The 25,051-nt window shown below is 64.8% G+C and carries 18 protein-coding genes; 5 read left to right on the top strand and 13 right to left on the bottom strand.

The features are described from left to right. Positions 1 to 15 precede the first annotated feature (15 nt). The 5 genes from AB5K84_RS21000 to AB5K84_RS20980 form a co-directional block, all read right to left on the bottom strand. Positions 16 to 1,455 carry a Dyp-type peroxidase gene (locus AB5K84_RS21000; protein WP_162494115.1) on the bottom strand — a complete coding sequence of 480 codons (1,440 nt, stop codon included), beginning with the start codon at positions 1,453 to 1,455 and terminating at the stop codon, positions 16 to 18. Next, positions 1,452 to 3,263 (bottom strand): hypothetical protein, encoded by a 1,812-nt coding sequence (locus tag AB5K84_RS20995; protein WP_011087802.1) that lies wholly within the window; start codon positions 3,261 to 3,263, stop codon positions 1,452 to 1,454. Before AB5K84_RS20995 ends, AB5K84_RS21000 begins: the two co-directional genes overlap by 4 nt. A gap of 19 nt (positions 3,264 to 3,282) precedes the next feature. Further along, complete coding sequence (locus AB5K84_RS20990; RefSeq protein ID WP_011087803.1) at positions 3,283 to 4,569, bottom strand: hypothetical protein; 1,287 nt, start codon at positions 4,567 to 4,569, stop codon at positions 3,283 to 3,285. Next, a complete protein-coding gene (locus tag AB5K84_RS20985; protein ID WP_236842072.1) occupies positions 4,566 to 7,589 on the bottom strand; it encodes an ATP-binding protein in 3,024 nt (1,007 codons plus the stop codon). Before AB5K84_RS20985 ends, AB5K84_RS20990 begins: the two co-directional genes overlap by 4 nt. A 628-nt stretch (positions 7,590 to 8,217) precedes the next feature. Beyond that, positions 8,218 to 9,570 (bottom strand): Nramp family divalent metal transporter, encoded by a 1,353-nt coding sequence (locus AB5K84_RS20980; RefSeq protein ID WP_011087805.1) that lies wholly within the window; start codon positions 9,568 to 9,570, stop codon positions 8,218 to 8,220. Positions 9,571 to 9,740: 170 nt separating this feature from the next. Here AB5K84_RS20980 and AB5K84_RS20975 point away from each other — a divergent pair, with 170 nt between their 5' ends. Further along, a complete protein-coding gene (locus AB5K84_RS20975) occupies positions 9,741 to 10,985 on the top strand; it encodes an MFS transporter (protein WP_011087806.1) in 1,245 nt (414 codons plus the stop codon). Positions 10,986 to 11,069: 84 nt separating this feature from the next. Here the strand turns inward: AB5K84_RS20975 and AB5K84_RS20970 are convergent, their stop codons facing one another. Beyond that, positions 11,070 to 12,329, bottom strand: a complete 1,260-nt coding sequence (locus AB5K84_RS20970) for an adenylate/guanylate cyclase domain-containing protein (protein WP_011087807.1) — start codon at positions 12,327 to 12,329, stop codon at positions 11,070 to 11,072. A 177-nt stretch (positions 12,330 to 12,506) separates the two neighbouring features. On the opposite strand from AB5K84_RS20970, the gene AB5K84_RS20965 reads away from it, so the two are divergent. Together AB5K84_RS20965 and AB5K84_RS20960 are read left to right on the top strand one after the other, a co-directional pair. Beyond that, positions 12,507 to 13,664 (top strand): MFS transporter, encoded by a 1,158-nt coding sequence (locus tag AB5K84_RS20965; RefSeq protein ID WP_011087808.1) that lies wholly within the window; start codon positions 12,507 to 12,509, stop codon positions 13,662 to 13,664. Between the two features lie 31 nt (positions 13,665 to 13,695). Next, the gene (locus AB5K84_RS20960) at positions 13,696 to 13,887 is read left to right on the top strand and encodes a hypothetical protein (RefSeq protein WP_038966343.1); all 192 of its coding nucleotides are present in this window, start codon (positions 13,696 to 13,698) and stop codon (positions 13,885 to 13,887) included. Here the strand turns inward: AB5K84_RS20960 and AB5K84_RS20955 are convergent. The 3 genes from AB5K84_RS20955 to dmeF form a co-directional block, all read right to left on the bottom strand. Then, positions 13,884 to 14,258, bottom strand: coding sequence for an EamA family transporter (locus AB5K84_RS20955; protein ID WP_011087809.1), 375 nt, complete (start codon positions 14,256 to 14,258; stop codon positions 13,884 to 13,886). The genes AB5K84_RS20960 and AB5K84_RS20955 overlap by 4 nt on opposite strands. A 32-nt stretch (positions 14,259 to 14,290) precedes the next feature. After that, a complete protein-coding gene (locus tag AB5K84_RS20950) occupies positions 14,291 to 15,121 on the bottom strand; it encodes an N-acyl homoserine lactonase family protein (RefSeq protein WP_011087810.1) in 831 nt (276 codons plus the stop codon). 87 nt (positions 15,122 to 15,208) lie between these two features. Beyond that, positions 15,209 to 16,168: a CDF family Co(II)/Ni(II) efflux transporter DmeF gene (gene dmeF, locus AB5K84_RS20945; protein ID WP_028171620.1), complete on the bottom strand. Its 960-nt coding sequence runs from the start codon at positions 16,166 to 16,168 to the stop codon at positions 15,209 to 15,211. Between the two features lie 206 nt (positions 16,169 to 16,374). On the opposite strand from dmeF, the gene AB5K84_RS20940 reads away from it, so the two are divergent. After that, complete coding sequence (locus AB5K84_RS20940) at positions 16,375 to 17,193, top strand: chromate resistance protein ChrB domain-containing protein (RefSeq protein ID WP_028171619.1); 819 nt, start codon at positions 16,375 to 16,377, stop codon at positions 17,191 to 17,193. Next, entirely contained in the window at positions 17,193 to 18,578 is a 1,386-nt protein-coding gene (chrA, locus tag AB5K84_RS20935) for a chromate efflux transporter (RefSeq protein WP_011087813.1), read from the top strand. Before AB5K84_RS20940 ends, chrA begins: the two co-directional genes overlap by 1 nt. Positions 18,579 to 18,603: 25 nt before the next feature. Here chrA and AB5K84_RS20930 read toward each other — a convergent pair whose 3' ends face one another. The 4 genes from AB5K84_RS20930 to AB5K84_RS20915 form a co-directional block, all read right to left on the bottom strand. Then, positions 18,604 to 19,674: a c-type cytochrome gene (locus AB5K84_RS20930; protein ID WP_011087814.1), complete on the bottom strand. Its 1,071-nt coding sequence runs from the start codon at positions 19,672 to 19,674 to the stop codon at positions 18,604 to 18,606. Between the two features lie 507 nt (positions 19,675 to 20,181). Beyond that, positions 20,182 to 20,364, bottom strand: coding sequence for a hypothetical protein (locus AB5K84_RS20925; RefSeq protein ID WP_162494116.1), 183 nt, complete (start codon positions 20,362 to 20,364; stop codon positions 20,182 to 20,184). 1,423 nt (positions 20,365 to 21,787) lie between these two features. Further along, complete coding sequence (locus AB5K84_RS20920; protein ID WP_011087816.1) at positions 21,788 to 23,332, bottom strand: GMC family oxidoreductase; 1,545 nt, start codon at positions 23,330 to 23,332, stop codon at positions 21,788 to 21,790. A gap of 4 nt (positions 23,333 to 23,336) precedes the next feature. Then, positions 23,337 to 24,887, bottom strand: a complete 1,551-nt coding sequence (locus tag AB5K84_RS20915; protein WP_011087817.1) for an ABC transporter substrate-binding protein — start codon at positions 24,885 to 24,887, stop codon at positions 23,337 to 23,339. Between the last annotated feature and the right edge of the window lie 164 nt (positions 24,888 to 25,051).

Below are 25,051 nucleotides of genomic sequence, written 5' to 3'. Positions count from 1 at the left end.
CCGCCGTCTTCCCTCTCAGGAGGCCGCTTCAACCTGACGCGACGGGGCAGGCTTTGCACCGGCGCGACCTCCGGCGATGAACTGAAGCGCCGCGATCCCCGGCAAGAAGTAGTAACCGCCTCCGAGCGCCTGCGTGAACGAGGCCAGCGTCACTTCGCTGCCGCTCGGCAATCCCGGAATGGTGAACGTCTTCGGGACAGGCGACGAACCCACGACAGGATCGTCCTGGCCTTCAAGAGTCCCGAACCGGGGGTTTTGCACCCAGCGCTGGTGGATGAACTCGAACTGGCGCTCGATATCGGCATTGCACGCGATAAAGAACAAGCCATCGCACGACGTGCCGCTTTCGGTCGTCTCACGATAGGGCCGTCCACGGCGGAGCAACCTGTGCAGCTTGGATGATTTGATGCTCGATGGCACATCGATGCCAAGGGAATCGCGCGGATTGGACCGGCGGACATGAGCTCCCTGGGGGCAAACGAAGCCGTTTGCGTCCTGGACTCGATAGCGGAAGGCGTCCGCCGCCGAATCCGACCCCAGAGGTCCCTGCCATCCGAGCGGCATGCCGTCCATCCGACGCCCCATCATTTTTTCGCAGATCGCCCGGCCATTCGCTGCCTTGAACCGCTCGAACGCATCGACATCCTGCGCGATCTGCCGCACGGCCAGGTAGCTTCCGTTCAGCGTGAAGCGGGCACTGGACTGCGGCCACTCCTTCACGTTGGGACAGTAGGTGAGTTCGTCATATTCGTTGCGATAGCCAAGAATGAATTCTCCGGGCTCGACGACACGATCCTCATAGAGGTCGCCGGCATCGCGCTTGGCCTGCTTCAGCGCGGCCCCCCCCTCTTCCCTGAGGCCGCGGATCACGGGTTGAGCGAGGCCGTCGCGGAACCCGAACGGCTCGCGCAGTTTGCCATCTTCCTCTTTCTTGAACGAGCAAGGATTGTTTTCAACGGTCCTGACGATGAATGCATCCGGATCGGGATCCTCCATTCGCGATTTTTCGTCGAGCACCCACCATTGCGCAACGAGGATGTGAACGGTTTGGCGGCCGTCGGGGTCTTCAACATCCGACCAGCGCCATTGATCACGCCCAGCGTCCCTCAACAGCTCTTTGCGCAATGCGCTTCCCATGCCACTGCTGAAAGCAGTCGGAAACGGATGCGTTTCCGCCTCGGTACAGCCAAGCTTCTTCAGCCCTGAAAAACTGAAGGCGACCGCCACGGCCTCGCTGATCGACTCTTCCGGTTTCTTCCTGCCCGTCCCGACACGCTTGGCGCTGACGACCAAACCGCTGTCGACGAGTTTCGCGAGCCAGGCCCGGGCCTGATCCACGCGGCCTTCGCGGATCGTGAGCAACCAGAAGCGGCTGCTCTTGAGCCAGCCGAAGCCGCTCTTCAGCATGCCCTGGATGTCGTCGCTTTGCTCGGAGAGAAGCGGTGCGTGCTTCATGTCTCGATCGCCCTCATGATCAGGTCGTCGTTCTTCTCGTTGCGCTCGCCGAACAGGGCGTCGCGCAGTCCGGTCGCAAGATTGATCTGCTCGATCGTCCTGTTGCACGCGTCGAAATGGTAGATGTGCGGGAGCATGCTGTCGCGCGCGTAGGACTTGAATTTCAGCTCGCACTTCACACCACGGAAGATGACAAAGCGCGTCGGCGGGAAGCTGCGCGGCGCGGCAATGCCAGGCTGACCGTCCACCGCCGGCGCGCGTGGACTGAGCTCCGTCCACCGCCAGGCCAGCGTGGTTCCGGTAGAAGCACCGTTGATGAAATCGTCGAGATAGCCGCCGAAATTGCCGTCATAGTTCGAGCAGAACAGAAAGCGGCGACCGTTGTCGATGATGTGCCAGTGACCGAAATGGATGCCCGGCGCATTTCCGAGCCACCCTTGCGTGAAAAACACCCGTCCGGCGAATGTCACGATACGCAGGGCCGTCCGGATGCACCACGCGCTCCACCCGTTCGGACGACGCACATCCGTAAGGCTGAACATGTGCTGGGTCTTACGGACCAGCTCCGCCTCGCATCTCTCGACCGACGGATGGATCTGCTGGGCACGCGGAACGTCGTCTTCGAGCGGATGGAAGAACTGCTCGCTCAGCTTCGTGAAGCGGCGATTGAGCCAATAGAACAGCGCACCGATGCAAAGCACCACGGCGATCACAGCGACGGCGATCCCGATGATCTCCAATCCGGTCAGCTTTGGTATCTTTGGTTCGACGATACGCGCCATATAGTCCGGAGCGAGCGCATAGGCCAGCGGCGCGAAAGTGTAGGCTATGGCGCACGCGGCTATGGCCAGCAGCAGCGGCACGCCGATGACCCAGCCACCGACATAGGTCGACAGCGATGAGAACGTCTCAGTCGGCCGGTCGAGCTCTTGCTGAACGCTGTTCAACCAGCGCCTCCATGACACGAATTGCGCAGGCAGCGGGACCAGGAACAGCCACACGAGAAATGCAATCACCGCGAACGCCAGAAAACCGTGTCCACTTATCGCCAGCAGACATTTGCTCGTCTTGCTGACAGCGTCCTCCACGGCCTGCACGATGGGACCCGGTTCGCCGAAGAACCAATTGTAGGCGCGCGGAAGTGCCGAGACGAGCCAGAGCGCGACAAACCACAGGACGATCGCCGCTACCGGATAGGCGAGCTTCGCGCCGATGCCGGCCCCCTTCCCGCGCCAGTAGGAACGCGGTGCAGGCGTGGCCGCCCACTCGAAGCGTGGGTCTGCGTATGCCCATCGCGCCAGTGCCAGCGCGAACGCGGTGCGATCATTGCCGTATTTGGATTTCAGCGTCCGCGCCTCGGCTCGCGTGCGCTCGAGCAGGTCCTGCTCCATCTTGATCTGCCGGACCGACCGGTCGCGGGCGCCGACGAAGGCGCCATCGGCGATGCTGTGCCACTGCATCAGCTTGTCCAGCAATTGCTGCTCGTGCTGCGCCGTGGGGACCGCAACGCCGGGAGCGACCATGGCACCGAACAGCGACCACATCGCGCCGCCGGGATGGTGGATGAGGCGATACAGCAGGTCGTACGGGCGCAGGCCCTCCTCGACCGCAAGCTCGAGCATCAGCGAGGGCCTTTGCTCCGCGGCATCGGCCACCGCCGGCAGGAGCCCGATCGAAGCGAAGTGAACCACCGCGACATCGCGCAAGAGGCTGTCCAGCGCATCCTGGAGTGATTGCGGGAGACCGCCTCCGCCGGGCCAGCCGGGCGCAACGATGCAGATCATCTGCTGCCGGACAATCTCGAGCATGGCTGTCTTCTCCGCGTGCTCAGGTGATACGCATGCGCATGCACAACATCAGCGGTCCGTCATACGCAATGGCCTTGCCTTCACCGCGCGCCAGTTGCAGCCGGGGCAAGGTGAGCAAGCCGATCAGCGCGCTTGTCAGGATATCCACCGCGTAGTCCCGGGCGGGACATTGGCGGTAGCCATAGCCGAACATGAGATACCGCAAGGCATCTTCGCTGCCCCAATCGCGGTTCGGGCAGAAGCGACCGCTTTGGGGCACCGCGCTGGGATCGAACAGGGCAGCGATCGACAACAGCGAGACCTTGCCGCCGCCCGGACATCCAGCGTTGCTTCGCGCGCCCGTCTCCATTTCCGTATCCCGCGGCACGTCGCGCGCCAGCAGCGGAAAAATCGGCCGGAAGCGCATGAGCTCGAGTACATGGTTGCGCACGGCCTTGCGAAAATCGGGGTCGGTCCAGACGCGGGACTCGCCGAGAGCCCTGGCCCGCGATCGCAGCTGTTCATAGACCTTCTGTCGTCCCAGCAGCTCTTGCATGACAAGGGCTCCCGACTGGACGGTGACCGGATGCGAGATCCAGGCAAGGCCTACCGCGTTTCGTTCAATGTCCTCGGAGGAGCTTTTGACGCCCCACGCAGCGCCGATGGGGCCGGTGACGCGATCGATGCGCGCCTGTAGCGCATCCCCACACGATTCCGCCCGCCGCCGGAGGTCGAGTGTCGCCAGGTTGCCGGCCAGCAGCTGCCCCGCGACGTATCGGATCTCAAGCATGTACTGTCGTTGCAAGCCTTCATCGACATCGCCTTGCGCAGCGTTGGTCGCCGACCCCGCAACCACGGCGCCTATCGCATCTCCAAACAGGGGTCTCATGGCGTGGAATACGACCCACATCAGGTAATCATCGATCAGATCGAATTCGGCCGCTCCGGGCTTGCTCAGGTCCTTGATCCGGCGCTGTGCCTCGGCATCGGAATCGGCTGGAACGTCCAGAGCCGCCAACCGCGCATGGACGAGATCCCGATCGGCCGAATAGGTCGGGCCGGGATCCATCCCGATGAGATAGTCTCCGGAGACCATGTTGGCCGCATGCGCCGTGTTGGAAAAGCTGCGCGTGCGCGTCAGCACGTCCTTGACGGCACTGGCGCGTGCCACCATGCCGAACAAGCCCCCCACCGAGGGCCAGCGCCGCAGCAGTGCGCCGAGCGCACGCAAGACGGTGATGTGGCGGTTGAGCCAGCAAAAGACACCATAGGAGAGACTGCGTGCTCCCGGCTGCAAGGCGTCGGGTTCATAAGTGGAGAGTTTCATGCTGCATGCCCATCCTTCCGCCAATCCGCGAGGGCCGCTGCGGCCCGCCTTTGATAGTGGGGCATGCCCAGGCGTTCCGCCGCCAGGGCGACTCGCTTGAAATGCGCTTCGGCCCCGGCCTGATCGCCGGCGTGCCGCAACGTTTCAGCGAGCTCGTACAGAGCTTCGGTCTGGTGCCCGTATTCTTCAGCGGCCTGCTCGACCGCCTTGCGTCCGACCGCGATCGCATCGTCCAGCCGTCGGAGCTTGCGATAGGCGACACCGAGGCTCACACGCATGAACGTCCGGCCGTAGGGGCCGGCCGCCTCGTAGATGCGATCGGCGAACCCTCTCTCCAGCATGGGCACCGCTTCGGCAGCCTTGCCGTTGCGTGCAAGCGCGCTGCCGAGAACGCCCATGCAAACGGAAAGCATGGTCGGCACGTTGTGCGTCAGGCACTGCTGCAGGTCCACGCGCATCATGCGTTCCGCCCGGTCGAGCTCGTCGTTCTCGATCCACATCTGCGATTGGACGGTATCGACCAGCAGACGGGAGTATGGGTGGTCGATGTTCGACAAGATCTCGTAGGCCTTGGCGCAGAAGGCGCTACCGGCTTCGCTGTCCCCGAGGCGCCAGAGCGTGCTGGCGTGAAACGCATACAGGTTGATGATGGGAATGGCGGCCCATCCGGGCTGAACGTAGTGCGCCGACAGTTCCGGGCCGTATTCGGACAGCAGGACGTTGCCTTCGACGGCCGCTTCCGCGTATCGCCCGAGGGCATGCAGATGCATCAGGCGCGTCTGATGCGCCGCCATCGTCATGTGGCGACGCTGTGCAAGGCGGGCCGCTTCCAGGCCCTGCGAGGCGTAGCGCAAGCCTTGCTCGAAACGACCGCGCATCCACAGAAACACCGCTGTCTCGGTCGAAACCGCCGCCCGTGCGCGCTGATCGTTCAGTTGCACGGCAATGGCTTCAGCCCTTTCCATGTTGCTGAAGATGTCGTCGATCTGCCCAAGGGCCATCATTGCCCCGATGGCTTCCAGACGAAGCGCAAGCTCCAGGGCTTGCGCAGTCGGGGCGCCGTCGACACGCCGTGCAGCCTGGATCCCCTTCTCGAACAATTGGAGGGCCTCCTGATTGGCCGAATGCGAGATGGCTCGTGCCATCGACTTGATGGCGAACTTCGCCGCCTGCTCCCATTCCTCGCCTTTGAAGGAATGATGCGCCAACACCGGCGCGGCATCGGCATCCGCGGCTCCCGGCTGCGCGTGGAGCGCCAGGAAGGCCTGTCGATGCAGCGCCTTGAGCCTGCTGCGCGTAAGCACCCCGAGCACGACGTCGCGCACCAGCGCGTGGCGGAACGCGAACGCCTGCGGCTCGAGCGACAGGCTCGTCTGCTCCGGACACGACAGGAGGCCGGACGCGACGCAAAGGGCGAGCAATTCTTCGGCGCGCGCGATGTCCACCGCCTGCATCGTGGCGATCAGGTCGCGCGTGATGGGATCGCCAAGAACGGCCGCAGCCTCGAGCGCAGACTTGGCGGCCTCGGGCAGCCTGTCGGTCCGCGCGCCGATGACCGCGGCGATCGAGCCCGGCACGCGCAGCTCTCCGAGAGGCCTCTGGAGGCGGTACGCTCCCGGCGTTCCCTCGAGCGATCCGTCATCGATGAGGGTGATGACCAGTTGCTCGAGGAAGAAGGGATTACCGTCGGCGCGGGCGACCAGCTCGTTCATGACGCCGAGCACGGATGGATCGTCCCCCAGCAGGGCACGCGCGAGCCTGAGCATCTGGCCGTCGTGCAGAGGCTCGATCATGCGCTCTACGAACCACGGCGCCTGCCGCCACTGGTGCTCGAAATCGGGCCGATAGCTGACGCAGACCAGAACCGGCAACTCCTGAAGCTTCGGAAGCAAGGCCTCGAACAACCTCCGGCTCTCGCGATCGGCCAGGAAAACGTCCTCGAGCACCAGCACGAACGGGCCAGACCGCGCGCGCCTGCGCACCAGCCACAGCAGTGCTTCGCCAATGCGGCGCCGTCGTTGTACCGGGTTCAGCGCCAGCCAGGCCTGATCGGGCGCCGCCAGCCCCAACAGGTCGCTGGCCGCCGCGAGATGTTCGGCGCCCTCGGCTGGCCATCCCTCGATCAAGGCCTGCCTGGCGGACTGCCGTACGTCCGTCACGTTCATTTGCACCAGCCCAACCAGGCTCGCGATCAGGTCCGCGGCGGCGCTGTAGGCGCGCGTGCTCGCATAGCCTCTCGCCTGCGAAACGCAGACGTCCATGCCCTCGCTTGCGAGGGCGGCCGTCCAGTCGGCAACCAAGCGGGACTTTCCGATCCCGGCATCGCCGCACAGCCCGATCGTTCGCATTCCACCCTTTCGAACGACCTCAAGGTCCCCTGCCAGGATCCGTAAGGAATCTTCGCGTCCGACCAGAGGCGCCCAGCGTTGCTTGCGCGTCAGCGGCGCCGCTGCCGAACTTTCGGTCTCGACCACGACCTCGTGGAGTTCGATCGGCTCGTCCAATCCCCGTATTTGCCGGGTCCCTACCGACCGCGTCTCGATCTGCTGGGCGACAAGCCGCTGCGTCGCGGCACTGACCAGAATGCCGCCGGGCGGTGCCATCTTTTCGAGCCGGGACGCAAGGTGAATCGTCTTGCCATCTGCTCCGTAGTGCGACCAATCGTATTGTCCGACAACCCCGACCAGCACCTCTCCCGAATTGATGCCGATGCGCAGCGTCGGACTTGCAACGCCTTGCACGTCATGGCCGGGAACGGTTGCTCTCTGCATCTTGAGGGCGGCAAGGCACGCACGTAAGGCGTGATCCTCCTGCGCCAGGGGCGCACCGAACAAGGCGACGAGCCCATCGCCGAGCAACTGGCTGACCGTGCCGCCATAGGTCTCGACCGCCTCGGCCAGTTGGTTCAGCGCCTTGCCGAGGTAGTTACGGGCTTCTTCGGGGTCGGAATGCTGCAGCAATGCGGTCGAGTCGCAGACATCGGCGAAAAGCACGCTGACGTGCTTATTCTCGGTCAGCATCTTTGATCGTAACGGCGGATGATCACGCAGCTGGACGACCTGTGCGCCCCGATCCTGGGTACCGGGCTCCACCACGCGACGCTTGAGATCCGCGCCGCATTGCGAGCAGAACCGATCTTCGCGGGCAACACGCGTTGAACACGTGGGACACCTGGTCACGGCAGCCCCCATTCATCAATGAATTTACCGAAACAACCGATGCTTCCTGGCCTGATCATCGTCCCCTCCCGGACGTGAACCCGCGCAGCGAAAAAACAAGCCGTCAATCAAAGCAATGAATCTAACCAACCATTCGCGTGCCGACCGGGCTCGCGCAGAACCGATAGATGTATCCGGAGAAAATGCGGTCGGCGCACTTTATCCGGCGCGGGCCGCCGATCATCCCGCGGGGAGTAAAATCAATCCTGAAACAAACAACATGACACTACGCCCTACAACACTCGTCCTAGTAGCAATTGGTGGGCAGTATACGCGCCCCGCATAAATTGAAAAGTGAGGCAGTTCACAAAATCGAGGTTCAGGCGTGTGCCCATCCGCCCTTTCGTGCTCTTGGGAAAATCAGGCCGCTAGCCCAAAATGCCACCGGGCGCGGCTGTTGTGGCCAGGCGGAGCAAGCGGCCGCCTCGGCTCACCCCAACAGCGTATCCGCCAGCAGCTTCAGATTCAAAACCACGATGACGCCCGCGACGATCCACGCGATCGCAGCGACGTACGGGGAAATCGCGAACTTGCCCATCTTGCGGCGATCGGAGACGAAGCGGACCAGCGGGATGACGGCGAAGGGCAGCTGCATCGACAGCACGACCTGACTGAACACCAAGAGATCGGCCGTGCCGCGCTCGCCGTAGATCGCCGTGACGATGATCACCGGAATGATCGCGATGCCGCGCGTGAGCAGGCGGCGCGCCCAGCTTGGCAGGCGCAGATCGAGAAAACCCTCCATCACGATCTGGCCTGCAAGCGTCGCGGTCACCGTCGAGTTGAGGCCCGAGGCCAGCAGCGCGATGGCAAACAGCGTCGAGGCGATACCGAGGCCGAGCAGCGGTGACAAGAGCTCGAAAGCCTGGCCGATCTCGGCGACGTCGGAATGGCCGCTCTTGTGGAAGGTTGCCGCGGCGACCACGAGGATCGCGGCGTTGATGAACAGCGCCAGCATCAGGGCGATGGTCGAGTCCGTCGTCGCCCATTTGATCGCCTCGCGCCGGCCTGTCTCGTTGCGCTCATAGGCGCGCGTCTGCACGATCGAGGAGTGCAGATAGAGATTATGCGGCATCACGGTGGCACCGATGATACCGATCGCGATGTAGAGCATCTCCGGATTGGTGAAGATCTCGCTCTTCGGCATGAAGCCATGCAGGACCTCCGCGACCGGCGGCGCCGCGGCCACGATCTGGACCGCGAAGCAAACCGCGATCACCGCGAGCAGCGCGATGACGAAGGCTTCCAGGAAACGGAAGCCGCGGTTCATCAATAGCAGCAGCAGGAAGGCATCGAGCGCGGCGATCAGCGCGCCGCCGATCAGGGGGATGCCGAACAGGAGCTTGAGCGCGATCGCCGTGCCGATGACCTCGGCGAGATCGCAGGCGATGATCGCCGCCTCGCAGGCGAGCCAGAGCAGGAAGTTCACCGCCGGCGAATAGGTCGCGCGGCAGGCCTGCGCGAGGTCGCGGTCCGTGACGATGCCGAGCCGCGCCGCCAGCGACTGGAGCAGGATCGCCATCAGGTTGGAGAGCAGGATGACCGAGAGCAGCGTGTAGCCGAACTTCGATCCGCCGGCGAGGTCGGTCGCCCAGTTGCCGGGATCCATGTAGCCGACCGAGACGAGATAGCCCGGACCGACGAAGGCGAGCAGCCGCCGCCACCACACCCCCGCCGTGGGGAGGGCGACGGAGGCATTCACCTCGGCCAGGCTTTTTGTGGTCGGCACGTCGGTGCGCCAGCCGGCGGCGTCGGTGGTTAAATCGGGCGATCGGGCATCCATGTGGTCAGAATACCGAAGTCGAAGCTTATTGCAACTCATTTGCAACTGCATCTGGCCGCATCGGTTCCCGGCACGGACCTGTTTTGCCCCGGGCCTGTCGGGAAGCGGGTGGGTTTGGCCGGTCTCGGGGGCGGATACTGGCGCCAATCCGACTCTGCAGGAAATGAGCCATGTCAAATCCGCCTCGCCTCCCCGACACCTTCAACCGCCTCGCCTGGTCCAATCTCGCGGCGCAATCGGCCGAGCAGATCGCGCTGGCCGCAGCCCCCATCGTCGCCGTGCTGACGCTCGGGGTCGCTGAAGGCCAGACCGGCCTATTGCAGACGGCGCTGACACTTCCGTTCGTGCTCTTCGCCATCCCGGCCGGCCTGCTCGCCGACCGCATCTCCCGCCGCGCTCTGATGGCGGGCGCCGAGGCGCTGCGGGCCGCAGCCCTCGCGGCGATCGTGCTGCTGCTTGCGCTCGGCGCCCTCAATCTGCCGCTGCTGGCCCTGCTCGGCTTCGCTGCCGTGTGCGGCACCGTCGTCTACAGCGTGGCCGCACCGGCCCTGGTGCCCTCGCTGGTGAGTTCGGACCTGTTGCCAGCCGCCAATGCCCGGATCGAGCTCGCGCGCACCATCGCCTTTGCCAGCGGGCCTGCGCTTGGTGGCGCGCTGGTCGGCTGGTGGGGCGCGAGCCTGGCTTTCGGCTTTGCCGCGGCGCTCTCGGCCATTGCCGTGGTGCTGCTCTCCGGCATCTACGAGCCCGCCCGCACGCCGGCGCCGCGGCGCCATCCGTTCCAGGACATCCGCGAAGGCGCAGCCTTCGTGTTTCACCATCCGCTGCTACGGCCGGTCTTCATCACCCAGTTCATCTTCAACACCGGCTGGTTCTTGCAGATCGCCGTGTTCGTGCCTTATGCCGTGCGCCATCTCGGGCTGACCGCCGCCGGCGTCGGCACGGTGCTGACGATGTACGGCGTCGGCATGGTGATCGGCGCGCTGCTCGCGACGCGCGTGATGCAGCGCGTCGCCTTCGGCACGGTTGTCGGCCTCGGCCCGGTCACCGGCTTCGCCGCCTCCTTGGTGATGGCGCTGACGGTGCTGGTCCCCTCGCCCTGGCTTGCGGCCTTGAGTTTCTTCCTGCTCGGCGTCGGGCCGATCCTGTGGGTGATCTCGACCACCACTCTGCGCCAGTCCGTGACGCCGCCGCGCCTGCTCGGCCGCGTCTCCGCCATCAACATCATGAGCTACGGCGCCCGCCCGCTCGGCTCGGCGTTGGGGGCAATCGTCGGCGGGCTCTGGAGCGCGGAGGCGTGCCTTTATCTCGCGGCGGCGGTGTTCGGCATGCAGGCGCTCGTGATCCTGCTGTCACCGGCCGCGTCACTCGACCGGCAGCCGGACATGGTGGGGGACGAAGTGGCGGTGAGGTGTTAGCTGCGTCGCGATTGCGGAAAGTGGCGCAGCATCCTCCTCGTCGTCCTGGCTTTCGCCAGGACGACGTAGGCGAGGGAGTGATGCCTAACTCGCCAGATACCGCTCATAGCTCCCCGTCACCGGCTCGCTGGCGTCAACCTCCGGATCGAGCGTGTAGAGGTCCTGCGCGCGGCCGATGCCGCGCAGCGCGTAGCGGCCGGTGGAGACGAGATAGCGGCGGCCGGCGGCATCGAGCCCCTTGTAGAACTCCGCCGACGCCAACAGCTCGCGATCGACCGAGCGGCTCATCGAGGCGATGCGGCTGACCTCGTTCACCGTCGGACCCACCACCGTGAAATCGAGCCGATCCTCGCTGCCGATATTGCCGTAGAAGACCTCTCCGACATGCAGCCCGATATAAGCCGACGTGGTGGGACGGCCGTCCGCCTCCCGCCGCTTGTTCAGCGCTGCGACGTTCTGGCGGAACAGATGCTCGGCGCGGAGCGCAGCACGTCGCGCATGCGCCATGTCCTCGCCGGTGAACATCGCGAGCACACCGTCACCGATCAGCTTCAGCACGTCGCCGCCGGCATCGTGGATCGCATCGATCACGGCCTGCGCATAGTCGTTGAGAAACGGGATGATCTCGTCGGGACCGATGCTCTCGCTGATCCCGGTCGAGCCGCGCAAATCCGAGTACCACAGCACTGCCTTGATGCGCTCGGTGACGCCGCGCGAGATGCGGCCGCCCAGCACCTGCTCGGAGGCGCCGCGGCCGAGATAGACGCGCCCGAGCGTGCGCGCGATATCGACCTGCTGCGCCGACTTGATCGCGAGCCCCAGCACCGGCACGAGATCGCGCAGGGACTCCAACTCGGCTTCGCTGAAGCCGCTGTCGCGGCGCGTGGTCCAGCAGGAATAGAGGCAATCCATCAGGCCGAGCGCGCCGTTCTCGCCGAAGCGGTGCACGAAAGCGAGATAATGCTTATGGCCCTTCTCGGCGAGTTCGCCGATCTGCGAGAAATCCAGCGACGGCGCGTCGGCGAGATCGATCACCATCTCGTCGTGGCCGTGCTCGAGCATGTGGAAGAACACCGAGCGGCGCCAGTGCTGGGCCGCATCGCCTTCGGCGGTCGAACCGTATTCGAACGCGTCGCTCTCGTTGCTCGCCCGGTCGCTCCAGCGGAAACCGCGGCCCTCATAGATCGGATGCAGCGTGTCGATGACGACGAGGGCGCGCGAGAGTTCCAGGCCCTCGGCGCGGCAGCGCTCGCAGAACCCGCGGAGCAGTTCGTTTTCGGGCAGGCCCGTGAGCCCCTGGCCGGTCAGCCAGTTCATCAGCGCGAGGCGCGAGGTCAATTGCATGCGCCATTATGCCGTGCATTCGTGACGAGCGAAAGGCGCAAGCCTCGCGCGAGCCATGCGCAAGGCTCCCGTCCCTTGCAGGTCGAATATGCCGCGATCACGGTTGACGCACTCGCTGCGCCGGCGGCAAATGCCGGCGATGATGACTTTGTCGGCCAGAATCGGAAGCACGCGCGGATGAGCCAGCGCCAGCTCCCGATCATCCTGGCGCTCGGCACCACGCAGACCCTGGCCTGGGCTTCCAGCTACTATCTGCCGGCCCTGCTCGCCGATCCCATGGCGCATGACCTTGGCGTCTCCTCCAACTGGATCTTTGGCGCGTTCTCGGCCTCGCTGGTGATCTCCGCGATGCTCGGCCCGCGGATCGGGCGGCAGATCGATCTCGTCGGCGGACGGCAGGTGCTGTCCGCCTCGAACCTGACCATGGCCGCCGGCCTCGTGCTCCTTGGGTTGTCGCAATCCGTTCTGGTGATGGCGGTCGCCTGGCTCGTACTCGGCATCGGCATGGCGATGGGGCTCTATGACGCCGCCTTCGCCGCGCTCGGCCGCATCTACGGCACCGAGGCGCGCAGGCCCATCACCGGCATCACGCTGATGGCGGGCTTCGCCTCCACCGTCGGCTGGCCGCTCACCGCCTGGGGCCTCGCCCATATCGGCTGGCGCGAGACCTGCTTTGCCTGGGCCGCCGCCAACATCCTGATCGGCCTGCCCCTCAACTTCTTCATGCTGCCGGCGATCAAGGGCGCCAAGCAGGCGGCGGCGACGGCCGCGAAGCCGCATGTGCCGCTCGACCGCACCATGATCCTGCTCGCCTTCGTCTTCGCCGCGGCCTGGACCGTCACCGGCGCGATGGCGGTGCATTTCCCGCGCATCGTGGAGGCAACCGGCGCGACCCATGTCGAGGCGATCGCGGCCGGCGCACTGATCGGTCCGGCGCAAGTGCTCGCGCGCATCCTCGAAGCGAGCGTTCTGAGCCGCTTTCATCCGCTGTGGTCGACGCGGCTGGCCTGCGTGACCCATCCGATTGGAGCTGCCGTCGTCGCCATCTTCGGCGGCGCCGCGGCGAGCGCGTTTGCGTTGCTGCACGGCTCGGGCAACGGCATCCTGACGATCGCCCGCGGCACGCTGCCGCTGTCGATCTTCGGGCCGAAGGATTTCGGCTACCGCCTCGGCATCATCGGCGCGCCGGCGCGGATGGCACAGGCGGTGGCGCCACTGGCGTTCGGCCTCCTCATCGACGTCATGGGCGCCAAGGTGCTGATGGTCTCCTCCGCGCTGAGCCTCTCGGCGCTGGCGGCGCTGTTCCTGATCCGCGCCGAGCGCCGGCCCGATTGACCGCACCGCCGCTTTCGCGCACAAGCGGGCCATGACCGAAGACAACAGCCCGCCCCGCACATTCAAGGGCCTCCTGCGCTGGGCGACCACGCCGCCGCAGGCCTGGGTCGTCTATCTCCTTGCCGTCATGCTGGTGTGGCTGCTGTCGTTCTATGCCGGCACGCTGAAGCCGAAGAAGACGCCGGAGGCGAGCCCTCCCGCAGCGACCGCGCCGCGCAGCTAGGCGGGCTTCGCCTCGCTGGTCGCAATCCAGATTCCGGCGAAGACGGCGAGCAGCCCGACCAGGAGATTTGCCGTGATCGGCTCGCCGATCAGCAGCGCTGCCAGCAAGGTCGCGGCGATCGGATTGACCGTCATGGTATTGGCGACCCGGGTCGGCGTCGCCCGCGCCATGACCCAGAGGATGAAGGCGAACGCACCGCCGCCGGCACCGAGATAGATGCCGGCGATCCACTGCGCCGTCGTGAAGTGATCGAGCGCCGCAAAGCTGCCTTTCACGAGCCCCGCCAGCACCAGCACGACGGCGCCCGCGCCCATGCCGACCGTGAGAAAGCCGAGCGCGCTCGATCGCTGCATCAGCGGGCGCGACAACACGTTGTAGTGTGGCAGCAAGCGGGTAGGAGAAGCTAGTCGTAGAACTCCGGAGCCATCTTCTGGCTGTCGCGCTGGGCCTTGTCGTGATTGATCCAGAGCTGCGCCTTCTCCCTGGAGAGCGTATCGGCGATCTTCTGCATCGAGGCCGCGCTCTGGTCCTTGTTGACGTTCATGCTGGGCACGCGGCGGTTATCCCAATTATCCCTGAAGTGCACGGCATCGCCGGACAGGATCACCGCACCGGTCTTCGGCAACTTCACCAGCAGCGACTGGTGTCCCGGCGTATGGCCGGGCGTCGACAGGATGGTCACGCTGCCATCGCCGAACACGTCCTTGTCACCCGCGAGCTGCTCGACGGGATGCGAAGGCTTGAAGCGCGGCTCGTTGTTGGCGCCGGGCCAGTCATATTCGGCCTTCTGCACGTAGAGCACGGCCTGCGGGAACAGCTCGACATTGCCGGAGTGGTCGGGATGGGTGTGGGAAACGGCCATCGCCTTGACGTCGTCGGGCTTGACGCCGAGCTGTTCGAGCTGGGCGGCAAGCGTCTTCGGCCGCCGCCAGGTCACGGCCTTGGGATCGGCGGGCACCAGCCCATTGGGCATGGCGGCGACGGAATCGGCGATGCCGGTGTCCCACAGGAACCAGCCCTTGGCATGCTTGACGAGATAGCAGCTGTCGACGAAGTCCATCGACTTGCCCTCGTTCAAACCGGGCGTCCAGCGCGAGATGTCGCCGGCGGTTCCCTCACCGCAATTGAGGACGTAGAGCCTTTCGACGCCGGGCTTTTCCGATTGGGCCATCGCTGCATGACTGAACAAGGCGAGAGCGGCGGCGGCAAAAGCAAGCTTGATCCTGGACGTCATCCTTGGTCCTCCTTGGCAAGCGTTTGGGAAGCTACAACCGAGGATCAACCCCGGCCGCGCCGCAGAATTCCGCTCCCGCCGATCACGTCAGTGCGGGCAGGTCTCGACCTCGACCGTGACGTGGCTGAGGCCCTTCAGCCCGGCGAGCCGCTTCTTGTAGACGGCCGGCTGCTTCGGCTTGTCCGACACCACGGACACCAGCACGGCACAATGGCCGGGGCCGACCTGCCAGAGATGCAGGTCGGTGACGCGATCCTCGCCGACCTCCATGCGTGCCCGGATCACCCGCTCCAGCTTCTCGTCGGCGCGCACGTCGAGCAGCACCGCGCCAGAGCTCTTGATCAGGCCGAACGCCCAGCTCGCGATCACGACGCTGCCGATCAGGCCGACGGCCGGATCGGCCCAGACCCATCCCGAATACATCGCCACCGCGAGCGCGCCGATCGCGAGTAACGAGGTCGCGGCATCCGCCATGACGTGGACATAGGCGGCGCGGAGATTGTTGTCGTGATGACGATGGTGGTGATGGTCATGATCGTCGTGTTCATCATGCGCATGGCCGTGGTCATGGCCGTGATGGTGATGATCGTGGCTGCCGCGCAGCAGCCACGCGCTGGCGAGGTTAACGCAAAGGCCGAGCGCAGCGACCGCGATCGCCTCGCCATAGACGATCGGCACCGGCGTGAAGAGCCGCAGCACGCTCTCATAGGCGATCTCGACCGCGATCAGGCCGAGGATGATCGCGCTGGAGAAGGCGGCGAGATCGCCGAACTTGCCGGTGCCGAAGGTGAAATGCGCATTGCCCAGGTGCCGGCGCGCGAAGCGGTAGGCGAACGCGGCAATGCCGAGCGCGGCTGCGTGCGTGCCCATGTGCCAGCCGTCGGCGAGCAGCGCCATCGAGCCGAACAGCGAGCCGGCGACGATCTCGCCGACCATCATGACCAGCGTCAGGACCACCACGAGCCAGGTGCGCCGCTCGTTCTCGTCGTGCTTCTCGCCCAGGAAAGCGTGGTCATGGGTCCATTGCTCGATGGAATGGGAATGCATCGGCTCAACTCTCCGGAAAACAGAATCCGCAAGGGGCCAATATAGGCCCCGGCAGCACATCTTTCTAACGCTCATTAGCGGCAAAACCGGCGGTTGACAGCTTGGCGCGGTTTCGTTGTAATGCGGCTCATGGGGATTTGAGCGATCTCCCCACGAGGCGACATGCCCAAGTATCGCGTCCCGTTTGGTTTATGCGAGGACGCATCATGTCTACATTCACGACCATATCATCCGATAAATTGGCGCGCCTGATCGGCACGGCCAACGCTCCTGTCCTGATCGACGTGCGGACCGAGGAGGACTTTGCCGCCGACCGGCGGCTGATCCCCGGCTCCATCAGGCTCAGCCACGAGAACGTTCCCGACTGGGGCGCCGCCTTCGCGGGCCGCTCCGTCATCGTCTCCTGCCTGCGCGGCGCCAAGCTTGCGCAGGGCACCGCGGCCTGGCTCCGCCAGCTTGGCGTTCAGGCCGAGACGCTCGACGGCGGTTTCGAGGGCTGGAAGGAGGCCAAGCTGCCGCTCCTCGACACCCGCAAGCTGCCGCCCCGCGACGCCAAGGGACGCACCGTCTGGGTGACCCGGGCGCGGCCGAAGGTCGACCGTATCGCCTGCCCCTGGCTGATCCGCCGCTTCGTCGATCCCAACGCGGTGTTCCTGTATGTGGCGCCGTCCGAAGTGGTCGCGGTCGGCGAGCGGTTCAATGCAGCCCCGTTCGACATCGAGAACGTGTTCTGGAGCCACCGCGGCGAGCTCTGCACCTTCGACGTCATGATCGAGGAGTTCGGGATCGCCACCCCGGCCCTGCTCCGGCTCGCAACGCTGGTGCGCGGCGCCGACACCGCGCGGCCTGATCTGGCGCCGGAGGCCCCCGGACTGCTCGCGGCGTCGCTCGGGCTGTCGCGGATGTATGACGACGACCTCGAACAGCTCGAGGCCGGCTTGCTGCTCTACGACGCCTTTTACCGCTGGTGCCGCGACGCCACGGCTGAGACCCACAACTGGCCGACCAACAAAGTGAAGGCGTAATGGATACCCGTAACGTTCAATCAGGAGCTGATGCCGGTCACGGCATCAGCTTCAATGAAGCTTTCCGCGTCTGGCTGCGCGTCGCCTGCCTGAGCTTTGGCGGGCCCGCGGGCCAGATCGCGGTGATGCACCGCATCCTGGTCGAAGAAAAGAAGTGGATCTCCGAAGGCCGCTTCCTGCATGCGCTGAACTACTGCATGCTGCTGCCGGGGCCGGAGGCGCAGCAGCTTGCGACCTATGTCGGCTGGCTGATGCATCGCACCGCCGGCGGGCTGATGGCGGGCGGGCTCTTCATCCTGCCCGGCATCATCGCCATCATGGCCCTCAGCTACATCTACGCGGCTTTCGGGAATGTCAGCTTCGTCGAGGCGCTGTTCTTCGGCCTGAAGGCCGCCGTGCTCGCCGTCGTCGTCGAGGCCGTGGTGCGCGTCGGCAAGCGCGCGCTGAAGAACCGCATCATGATCGCGCTCGCGGCTATCGCCTTCGTCGCGATCTTCTTCTTCGCAGTCCCCTTCCCGATCATCATCATCGCCGCCGGCCTGATCGGATATATCGGCGCCAGACAGGGCCGTCCGGAATTTGCTCCGGCCGGTCACGGTCATGGCGGCAGCAGCGCCGTGATCGACAGCATGCTCGGCGACGCCGTGCCCGATCACATCAAACCCGACACCGGCCGCGCGATCCGCGTGGGCGCGCTGTGGCTTGCGCTGTGGCTGGTGCCGGTAGTTGCCCTGCTCGCCGCGCTCGGCCAGGCCAACGTGTTCAGCCAGATCGCCCTGTTCTTCTCGAAGATGGCGCTCGTCACCTTCGGCGGCGCCTACGCGGTGCTGGCCTATGTCGCCCAGCAGGCGGTCGAGCATTATCACTGGCTGAAGCCGCACGAGATGCTCGACGGCCTCGGCATGGCCGAGACCACGCCGGGTCCGCTGATCATGGTGCTCCAGTTCGTGGGCTTCATGGCGGCCTATCGCGATCCAAGCGGCCTGTCGCCGATGCTGGCGGCAACGCTTGGCGGCCTGCTCGCGACCTGGGTCACGTTCACGCCCTGCTTCCTCTGGATCTTCGTCGGCGCCCCCTATATCGAGCGCCTGCGCGGCAACACCGGCCTTGCCGGCGCGCTCGGCGCGATCACTGCCGCCGTCGTCGGCGTGATCCTCAACCTCTCGATCTGGTTCGCGCTGCACACGCTGTTCCGCGAGACCGTACCGGTGCACGCCTTCCCGCTGAACTTCGACATGCCGGTGCTGACCAGCGTCGACATTCCAGCGCTCGTGCTGTCGGTCGCAGCCGCAACCGCGATCTTCCGCTTCAAGCTCGGCATGCTCACAGTGCTGGCGGGGAGCTGCGCCGCAGGCGTGGCGCTGCGGCTGGTGGGGGTGATCTAGGGCGTGTACGAGCAGCCTGGAAACGTCAAGGCATGAGCGACGCCGTGTAGGCGACCAGCGCGATCATGTCGTCGATGCCGAGGTTTTCAACAGCCGGTTTCATGACGTCGCTATTGGCGCCCTTCCGCGCGCCCGACTTGAAGTCGTAAAGCTGACGGAACATGTACGTGGGCGAACGGGCCGCAATCCCTGGCGCCACGGCAGTCCCTTTGAGGTCGGCACCATGACAGGCGGCGCACTGGACGCGGAGGTCGCTGCTCGCCGCCAACGCCCGCCCTTTCTTAATGCTGCCAACCGGGACATAGGCGATGAAACGAGCGCGCGAGTCCCGGCTGAGAAAGTGTTCCACGTTTTCCGGAATCTCGATGATGCGCTGGCCGATGGGCTCTTTCTCGCCGCCGTCCATCGGCGCCAGGAACAAGTCCCTGACATGTGTCTTCGGGACGGTGTCGGTCTCTACGACCGCAATGTTCGATCTCGGCTTGATTGACGCAAAATAGTTCGCAGCCTCCTTGAGTTCCTGATCGGTGATGGCCTTGGACGTCTTGATCATCAGGTCGGTGGCGACGCGGGGCACCGAATTCATGCGCAGGCCCGTCTTGAACTCCACCGTTTGCTGGATGATGTATTCCGCGGAGAAGCCAGACAGGCTGGCATTCTCAGGGCCGCCCGGTCCGTCTGCCCTGTGGCAGACGCCGCACGCGAACACGTCAGGCGTTCTCCCCTTTGCGACGATCTCAGGCATCGCCGGATGGTCTTCCGGGTGCCAGTCGGGAGCGGCGAACAGATCGCGCAGTTGCGTGAGCGTAAAACCGGCGGCGCTGTCGGGGACTCGCCGGATCGTACCGTCGTCGGGGGCGCGTTGGAAATTCGGCGGGTTTACCGGATAGGCCCATGCTGGCGGGCCGTCTTGGCCTTGTGCAGGCGCACCCGCTGAAGCAAGCGACGTCAGCGAAAGGGCGAAAAGCGCTGAAGAAATCCTCATGGCTAAGACCTCCATGCGCATCGGCGGACCTCGACCTTCGAAGCCGACAGCGTGAAGATCGGCCGCTCGCGAAGCAGTGCCGCAGAAATCTGCGGGCAGGCGTTCCTCCATTAGGCCCTCCCGGAAGCATTCAAGGACCGGGATAAGCTGGCGTCAATTAGGGATTTGGGTGCCTGGTCCGGTCTGGATCAACAGCAGACTTCGACACGGGGCGCCTCGAAGGGTCGCTAAGGGCCAGAAGGCGACATGTTCGCCGTCAATTGAAGGAGGCTTCGAACCGAGGCGGCCTTACTCCATGGAAAAAGCGCCGCCCGCTTAATCTGTGTCGCGGGCAGCGGCTTCCCAGCCCCGGGTGGGTTTGCAAAACCCCAGTGTGGCACGAATTGCATATCCGCATCGTCGCGTCTGAGCAAAATTGCTCACTCCCCGCGAGCCCTACCACTTCGGTTTTTTCTTATGCCAATTGGCAAGCTTGGCCTCTTCTTCCACCAGCAGGTTGCGAAGCGTCGGCTTGGCGCTCGGCCGCAGCCTTTTACGAGCCGACATGCAGCTTCATCGCGTCGACGGAAGCGACGGGCCAACAGGCGACATCCGAGAAGTCGGCCAACTCCGCCGATCTTATTTTGAATAGCGTTTCTCTTTGAGAGCTTGCTTGATCGCCCATTCGGCGGCAAAAACTGCCCCTGCACGATCACATGAAGTGCCAGTTTTCGGCGGGCGGCCTTCTCGCTCAAACGACCATTTCCAGCCAAAAGGATTGGCGGCTTGAACTATCGTGTATTCTATTTTTTGATATTGCATCGGTCGGCCAAATCATGTCGTTTTCGGCGGGTGCAATTCGCTTTTGGTCCATGCTTGAACTTCTGGGATCTGCATTGGGTCGATGTCATCGCACTTAATACACCGAAACTTGCGACCGCCTGTTTTGACGATCACGAAGTGCATCGGCTTGCCGCATTTCGGGCAGATCGGGCGCGGAGAGTTTTTGGGCATAGGGGCTCACGCTGAGTCGAGGGCGCGAGTCTTCTGCTCACAGTCATCGGTAGCCGGGCAGGCCGACGATAAAGCCACGCTACCTAACTATTGTGACGGCCGCATCAAGAAAGAATGGGACTACGTATTGTTACATAGGTTCTGGGGCAATCGGATCTGACGCGACTGTGCAACTCAAGCTTAAGCGTCCCTTTCATGTCTCAGTTGGGTCAAAAGCTGCCGTAGAGCACTGTATCGCGAAGGCTCCGCTAAGGGCCAGGAGCGGAATAACGCGCGGAAAAACAGCGGTGGCCTTACTCATCTGAATGAGATTGCAAACGGTCCTATTGCAAAAATCCAAAGACCGTATGCCATTTCATCGCCCTCTGGCCGAAAGCTCGTCACCTACGCCCCCGCCGACGATTGCCTGTCGGGCAATACAGCCGCGCCGCGTGATCTCACGACGTGTCAAGCTCCGGCCCCGAAAATATTCCACTTTACCGAAATTCGGATTTGTCGTACATGCGAAACACCCTGGCCTGAGACAAGGGGCGGATCGCGATCGTCACGAACCGCAGGCCGGGCAGCGATGGACGCGACGGCGTCGGGCGCGATCGGCATTGCAGGGCGGGACACCGTGAGCAATGGCTCTTGCGCATACGACCTGGCGCTGACAGCGTCTTCGCATGGCTTCGGGAGCGAGCACACGCCACCTCTCGGATTCCCAGCGAAGACGTGCGCGGACGGAGAAGTCGTGTGGTCCTGACGCCCGGGGTCTGTGCGTCAAGTCTTGCGGTGATGTTGCGGTCCGACCGGACGCGCGCATCAGCCATCCGTGAGGCGACGGGGGCAATAGTGCATCGCTCCCCGGGGAGAGCACGAAGGACACCGTTAAAACCATTCGCGCAGGGAAGGCCGGGCGATCCGGCGAGACCTGTAGTCCACCCCGTGTGCATTTTTTGTGGCGCACGGACTTGCGGGTGCCAGCCGGCGCCCGGCCTTCCCTGCGCCCTTGTCTCTGCGAGGACGCGCGAGAAGCAAAACTCGGGTGATATCCGCCGCGAGAATGCGAACGCTCGCCCGCTGTTTGAAACGTGTATTGGCACGACGGCAAGTCTAGCCCCACTCTCACTGTCATCGCCCGCGAAGGCGGGCGATCCAGTACTGCGCGGCGGACATTGTGCGAACCCACTGGTGCCTCGGAGTACTGGATGCCCCGCCTTCGCGGGGCATGACACCTGTATTGTGACAACTACCGCATCATCATCCGCGCGATCGCTTCCCCGATCACCACCGTCGTGAAGTGGGTGTTGGCCCGGCAGTCCGACGGCATGATCGATGCATCGGCGACGCGCAAGCCCGCGATGCCCTTCACCGTGCCATCAGGGTTGACGACGCCATCGGCGTCGTTGACGCCGCTCATGCGGCAGCTGCCGGCGGCGTGCTGGATGTCGCCGGTCTCACGGCGCAGCAGGGCGTCGAGTTCGTGATCCGGCAAGGCCGCGGCTTGCGGCAAGGTCAGATCCGTGTCGGTCAACCGGATCCAGTCGGCGATGCCGGAAAGCGCCGGCTGGGACGTAATCACCGCGAGCCGCTTCACCGCATCCATCATGCGCAGCATGTCCCGGGGATCGGCCAGCATGTTCTCCTCGACAACGGGATCGATACTGGGGTCGGTCGAGGCGAGCTTGAGCGTTCCGCGAGAATAGGCGTTGAACAGCCCGGCGCCGATCGCCCCGGGCACGCCGATGCCGCGATGGTTGAACGCAATCAGGATCATGTCGCGCTTGCCGCCATTGGCGAGGCCCGAGGAATAGGTCACGCAGCAATTGGTGTGGCGAGTGTCCGGATCGGTCGGCCGCAGGTTTTCGCGGAGCTGGATCGTGGCGCGAAACAGCGGGTGGTCGAAGAAGTGGCGGCCGACCGGCAGATCGCGCGCGACGGCGATCCCCATCGCCTTCAGTTCCTCGGCCGGGCCGATGCCCGAGCGCAGCAGGATCGCCGGACTGTGGATCGCGCCGGCGCACAGCACGATCTGGCGCGCACCGATGTCGCTCGTGCCCTGCCCCTCGATGAGGACGCGGACGCCGGTCGCGCGGCCGTCGCTGATCAGCACACGATCGACCAGCGCATGACCGCGGATCTCCAGATTGGCTCGGCCGCGCGCGGGCTCGAGATACCCCTCATTGGTCGTGATGCGGCGGCTGTCGCGGCTGTTGATGGGATAACAGGCGACACCCTCGCCGTCAGGGCCGTTGACGTCGGCGCACCAGGGATAGCCGCTGGCCAGCGCCGCATCGCGCAAGCCGCGATCGATCGGGCCCCATTTCTCAGGTGGCGCGCGATAGACCGGCAGCGGGCCGCCGCGTCCATGTCCCTCGGTGTGGCCGAATTCCATGTCGTCCTCGATCACCGAGAACAGCGGCATCACCTCTTTCGCCGACCAGCCGGTGCAACCATTGGCCGCCCATTCGTCGAAGGCGTCAGCAACGCCGCGGATCGCGATCTGGCCGTTCATCATCGACGAGCCGCCCAGCCCCTTGCCGCGCCAATAGAAGCGCGGCTCCTGCCCCGCCACGCGGCGCGTCAGCAGATCAGGCCACTGCCATTTTTCCTGGTACTCGCGCTTGTGGATGATCGGGATCGGATTGGGCGTCTTCACTTCCCACGGCGCTTCATCAGCGCGCCAGTCGAGACCCGCTTCGAGCAGCAGCACGCGCCTTGCGGGATCCTCGGAGAGCCGCGCCGCAACAGCGGCGCCGGCGGAGCCGCCGCCGACAACAATGACATCGTACATCGCGCTATTTCTCAACGTTCCAGAACACCGGGATGGCGGACGGTATCAGATTGCGCAGCGTCGCGCGATAAAGCGCCGGCTGGGCGAACTGGCCCCAGGGAATCCCGGGCGCCTGATCGTACATCACCGTCTGAATCTCGGCCGCGATTGTCTTGCGATCCTCCTCGGCAGGCGCCTTGGCGAAGGCTTCCATGAGTGGCGTGATGCGCGCATCGCATTGCCAGCCGGTGAAGTCGGCACAGTTGAACGCCACCATGACGTTGGTCAGCGGCGAGCCGAGATCGAAGCCGCCGGCGTGAACGCCATAGACGCTCCAGCCCTCCTTCTTGGCACGGCGCGCCAGCACGCTCGCCCAGTCCATCACCTGGAGATCGACGTTGAAGCCGGCCTGCTTCAGCCGCTCGGCCAGCACCTGCGCCGAGACGCGCGGGGCTTCGAGGTCGTTCGCCTCCATGACGATCACGGGCTCGCCGGCATATTTCGTCGCCTTCAGCGCGGCGCGCGCCGCTTCGATCGACGGCTTTGCGGCGGCTTCCGTGCCGGCCTTGCTGTCATAGGTGGTGCCGCAGGTGAAGAAGGTCGCGCAGGGCGTGGCGTATTTGGCATCGAGGCCGAGCGCATCCAGCACTTCGCGCTGGTCGACCAGCTTCCACAGCACGCGCCGGATCGCCGGATCGTCGAACGGTTTCGACGCCGCGTTGAGGCGGTAGGCGCCGGCGAACATGTTGCCGCCGGTGAAATTGAGCAGTTTCACGCGGGAGTTCTTCTCCAGCGTCGGCAGCAGATCGAACGGCGCGTACTGCATGAAATCGACTTCGCCGGCCTGGAGCGCGGAAGCCGCGGTCGCTCCGTCCGGAATGACGCGGATCTCGAGCGAGTCGACATTGACGCGCTTGCCGCCGGCGAGGAAGTCGGCGGGCTCGGGGCGCGGCACATAGTCGGCGAACTTCTTCAGGATCATGCGGTCGCCGGTGCGGTGATCGGCCTTGCTGTAGACGAACGGGCCGGAGCCGACGATCTCGGTGATGCGCTGGTCGCCGGGCGTCTTGGCAATGCGCTCGGGCATCATGAAGGCGACCGGGCTGACGGGGTTGCCGAGCGCGTCGATGACGAGGCCGGACGGCTCCTTCAGCGTCAGCACGAACGTCTTGGCGTCCGTCGGCTCAAGCGAGGCCGTGATCGCGAAGATGCGGCGGCCGAGCGCACTGCGGGTACCCCAGCGGCGCAGCGATGCGACGCAGTCGGCCGCCGTGACCGGCTGGCCGTCATGCCACTTCAAGCCGTCGCGCAGCGTGAAGCTGTAGGTCAAGCCATCGGGCGAGACCTTCCAGTCCTGCACCATCTGCGGTTTGATCTCGCCTTTGGAATCCTTCGCAAACAGCGTGTCGAACACCATGTAGCCGAACGTGCGCGAAATATAGGCCGTGGAGAAATGCGGATCGAGCGTGACGATCTCCGCCTCAAGCACCGCGACGAGATTGCCCGCTGCATGCGCGGGCCCGGCAACCAGCGCGAGGGCGAACAGCGCCGGAATGAATGACTTTGGCTTGAACATTGTTGCTTATTTGCCTTTTGACTTGTCGTTTGCAGTCGCCAGGAAAAAGCAATGTTCGTGCCCGATCAACGGAGGCACGTATGCGCTCACGGCTATCTGCCAAGCGTTTGCGGGCTACACCGTCGGTGTCATCGCCCGCGAAGGCGGGCGATCCAGTATTCCAG

The sequence above is a fragment of the Bradyrhizobium sp. 1200_D9_N1_1 genome, from assembly GCF_052075915.1.
GTDB lineage: Bacteria > Pseudomonadota > Alphaproteobacteria > Rhizobiales > Xanthobacteraceae > Bradyrhizobium > Bradyrhizobium diazoefficiens.
The sequence above is the reverse complement of the archived record's forward strand: the minus strand, read 5'-3'. Positions and strand labels throughout refer to the sequence as shown.

Bases quoted from the DNA above. Each gene is read 5' to 3' on its own strand.
- AB5K84_RS20915 (WP_011087817.1), bottom strand. From the start codon at position 24,887: ATGTTCAAGCCAAAGTCATTCATTCCGGCGCTGTTCGCCCTCGCGCTG.
- AB5K84_RS20970 (WP_011087807.1), bottom strand. From the start codon at position 12,329: ATGCAATTGACCTCGCGCCTCGCGCTGATGAACTGGCTGACCGGCCAG.
- AB5K84_RS20930 (WP_011087814.1), bottom strand. From the start codon at position 19,674: ATGGAGGAACGCCTGCCCGCAGATTTCTGCGGCACTGCTTCGCGAGCG.
- AB5K84_RS20995 (WP_011087802.1), bottom strand. From the start codon at position 3,263: ATGCTCGAGATTGTCCGGCAGCAGATGATCTGCATCGTTGCGCCCGGC.
- AB5K84_RS20925 (WP_162494116.1), bottom strand. From the start codon at position 20,364: ATGCAATATCAAAAAATAGAATACACGATAGTTCAAGCCGCCAATCCT.
- dmeF (WP_028171620.1), bottom strand. From the start codon at position 16,168: ATGCATTCCCATTCCATCGAGCAATGGACCCATGACCACGCTTTCCTG.
- AB5K84_RS21000 (WP_162494115.1), bottom strand. From the start codon at position 1,455: ATGAAGCACGCACCGCTTCTCTCCGAGCAAAGCGACGACATCCAGGGC.
- AB5K84_RS20920 (WP_011087816.1), bottom strand. From the start codon at position 23,332: ATGTACGATGTCATTGTTGTCGGCGGCGGCTCCGCCGGCGCCGCTGTT.
- chrA (WP_011087813.1), top strand. From the start codon at position 17,193: ATGGATACCCGTAACGTTCAATCAGGAGCTGATGCCGGTCACGGCATC.
- AB5K84_RS20940 (WP_028171619.1), top strand. From the start codon at position 16,375: ATGTCTACATTCACGACCATATCATCCGATAAATTGGCGCGCCTGATC.
- AB5K84_RS20950 (WP_011087810.1), bottom strand. From the start codon at position 15,121: ATGACGTCCAGGATCAAGCTTGCTTTTGCCGCCGCCGCTCTCGCCTTG.
- AB5K84_RS20985 (WP_236842072.1), bottom strand. From the start codon at position 7,589: ATGCTGACCGAGAATAAGCACGTCAGCGTGCTTTTCGCCGATGTCTGC.
- AB5K84_RS20965 (WP_011087808.1), top strand. From the start codon at position 12,507: ATGAGCCAGCGCCAGCTCCCGATCATCCTGGCGCTCGGCACCACGCAG.
- AB5K84_RS20990 (WP_011087803.1), bottom strand. From the start codon at position 4,569: ATGAAACTCTCCACTTATGAACCCGACGCCTTGCAGCCGGGAGCACGC.
- AB5K84_RS20980 (WP_011087805.1), bottom strand. From the start codon at position 9,570: ATGGATGCCCGATCGCCCGATTTAACCACCGACGCCGCCGGCTGGCGC.
- AB5K84_RS20975 (WP_011087806.1), top strand. From the start codon at position 9,741: ATGTCAAATCCGCCTCGCCTCCCCGACACCTTCAACCGCCTCGCCTGG.
- AB5K84_RS20960 (WP_038966343.1), top strand. From the start codon at position 13,696: ATGACCGAAGACAACAGCCCGCCCCGCACATTCAAGGGCCTCCTGCGC.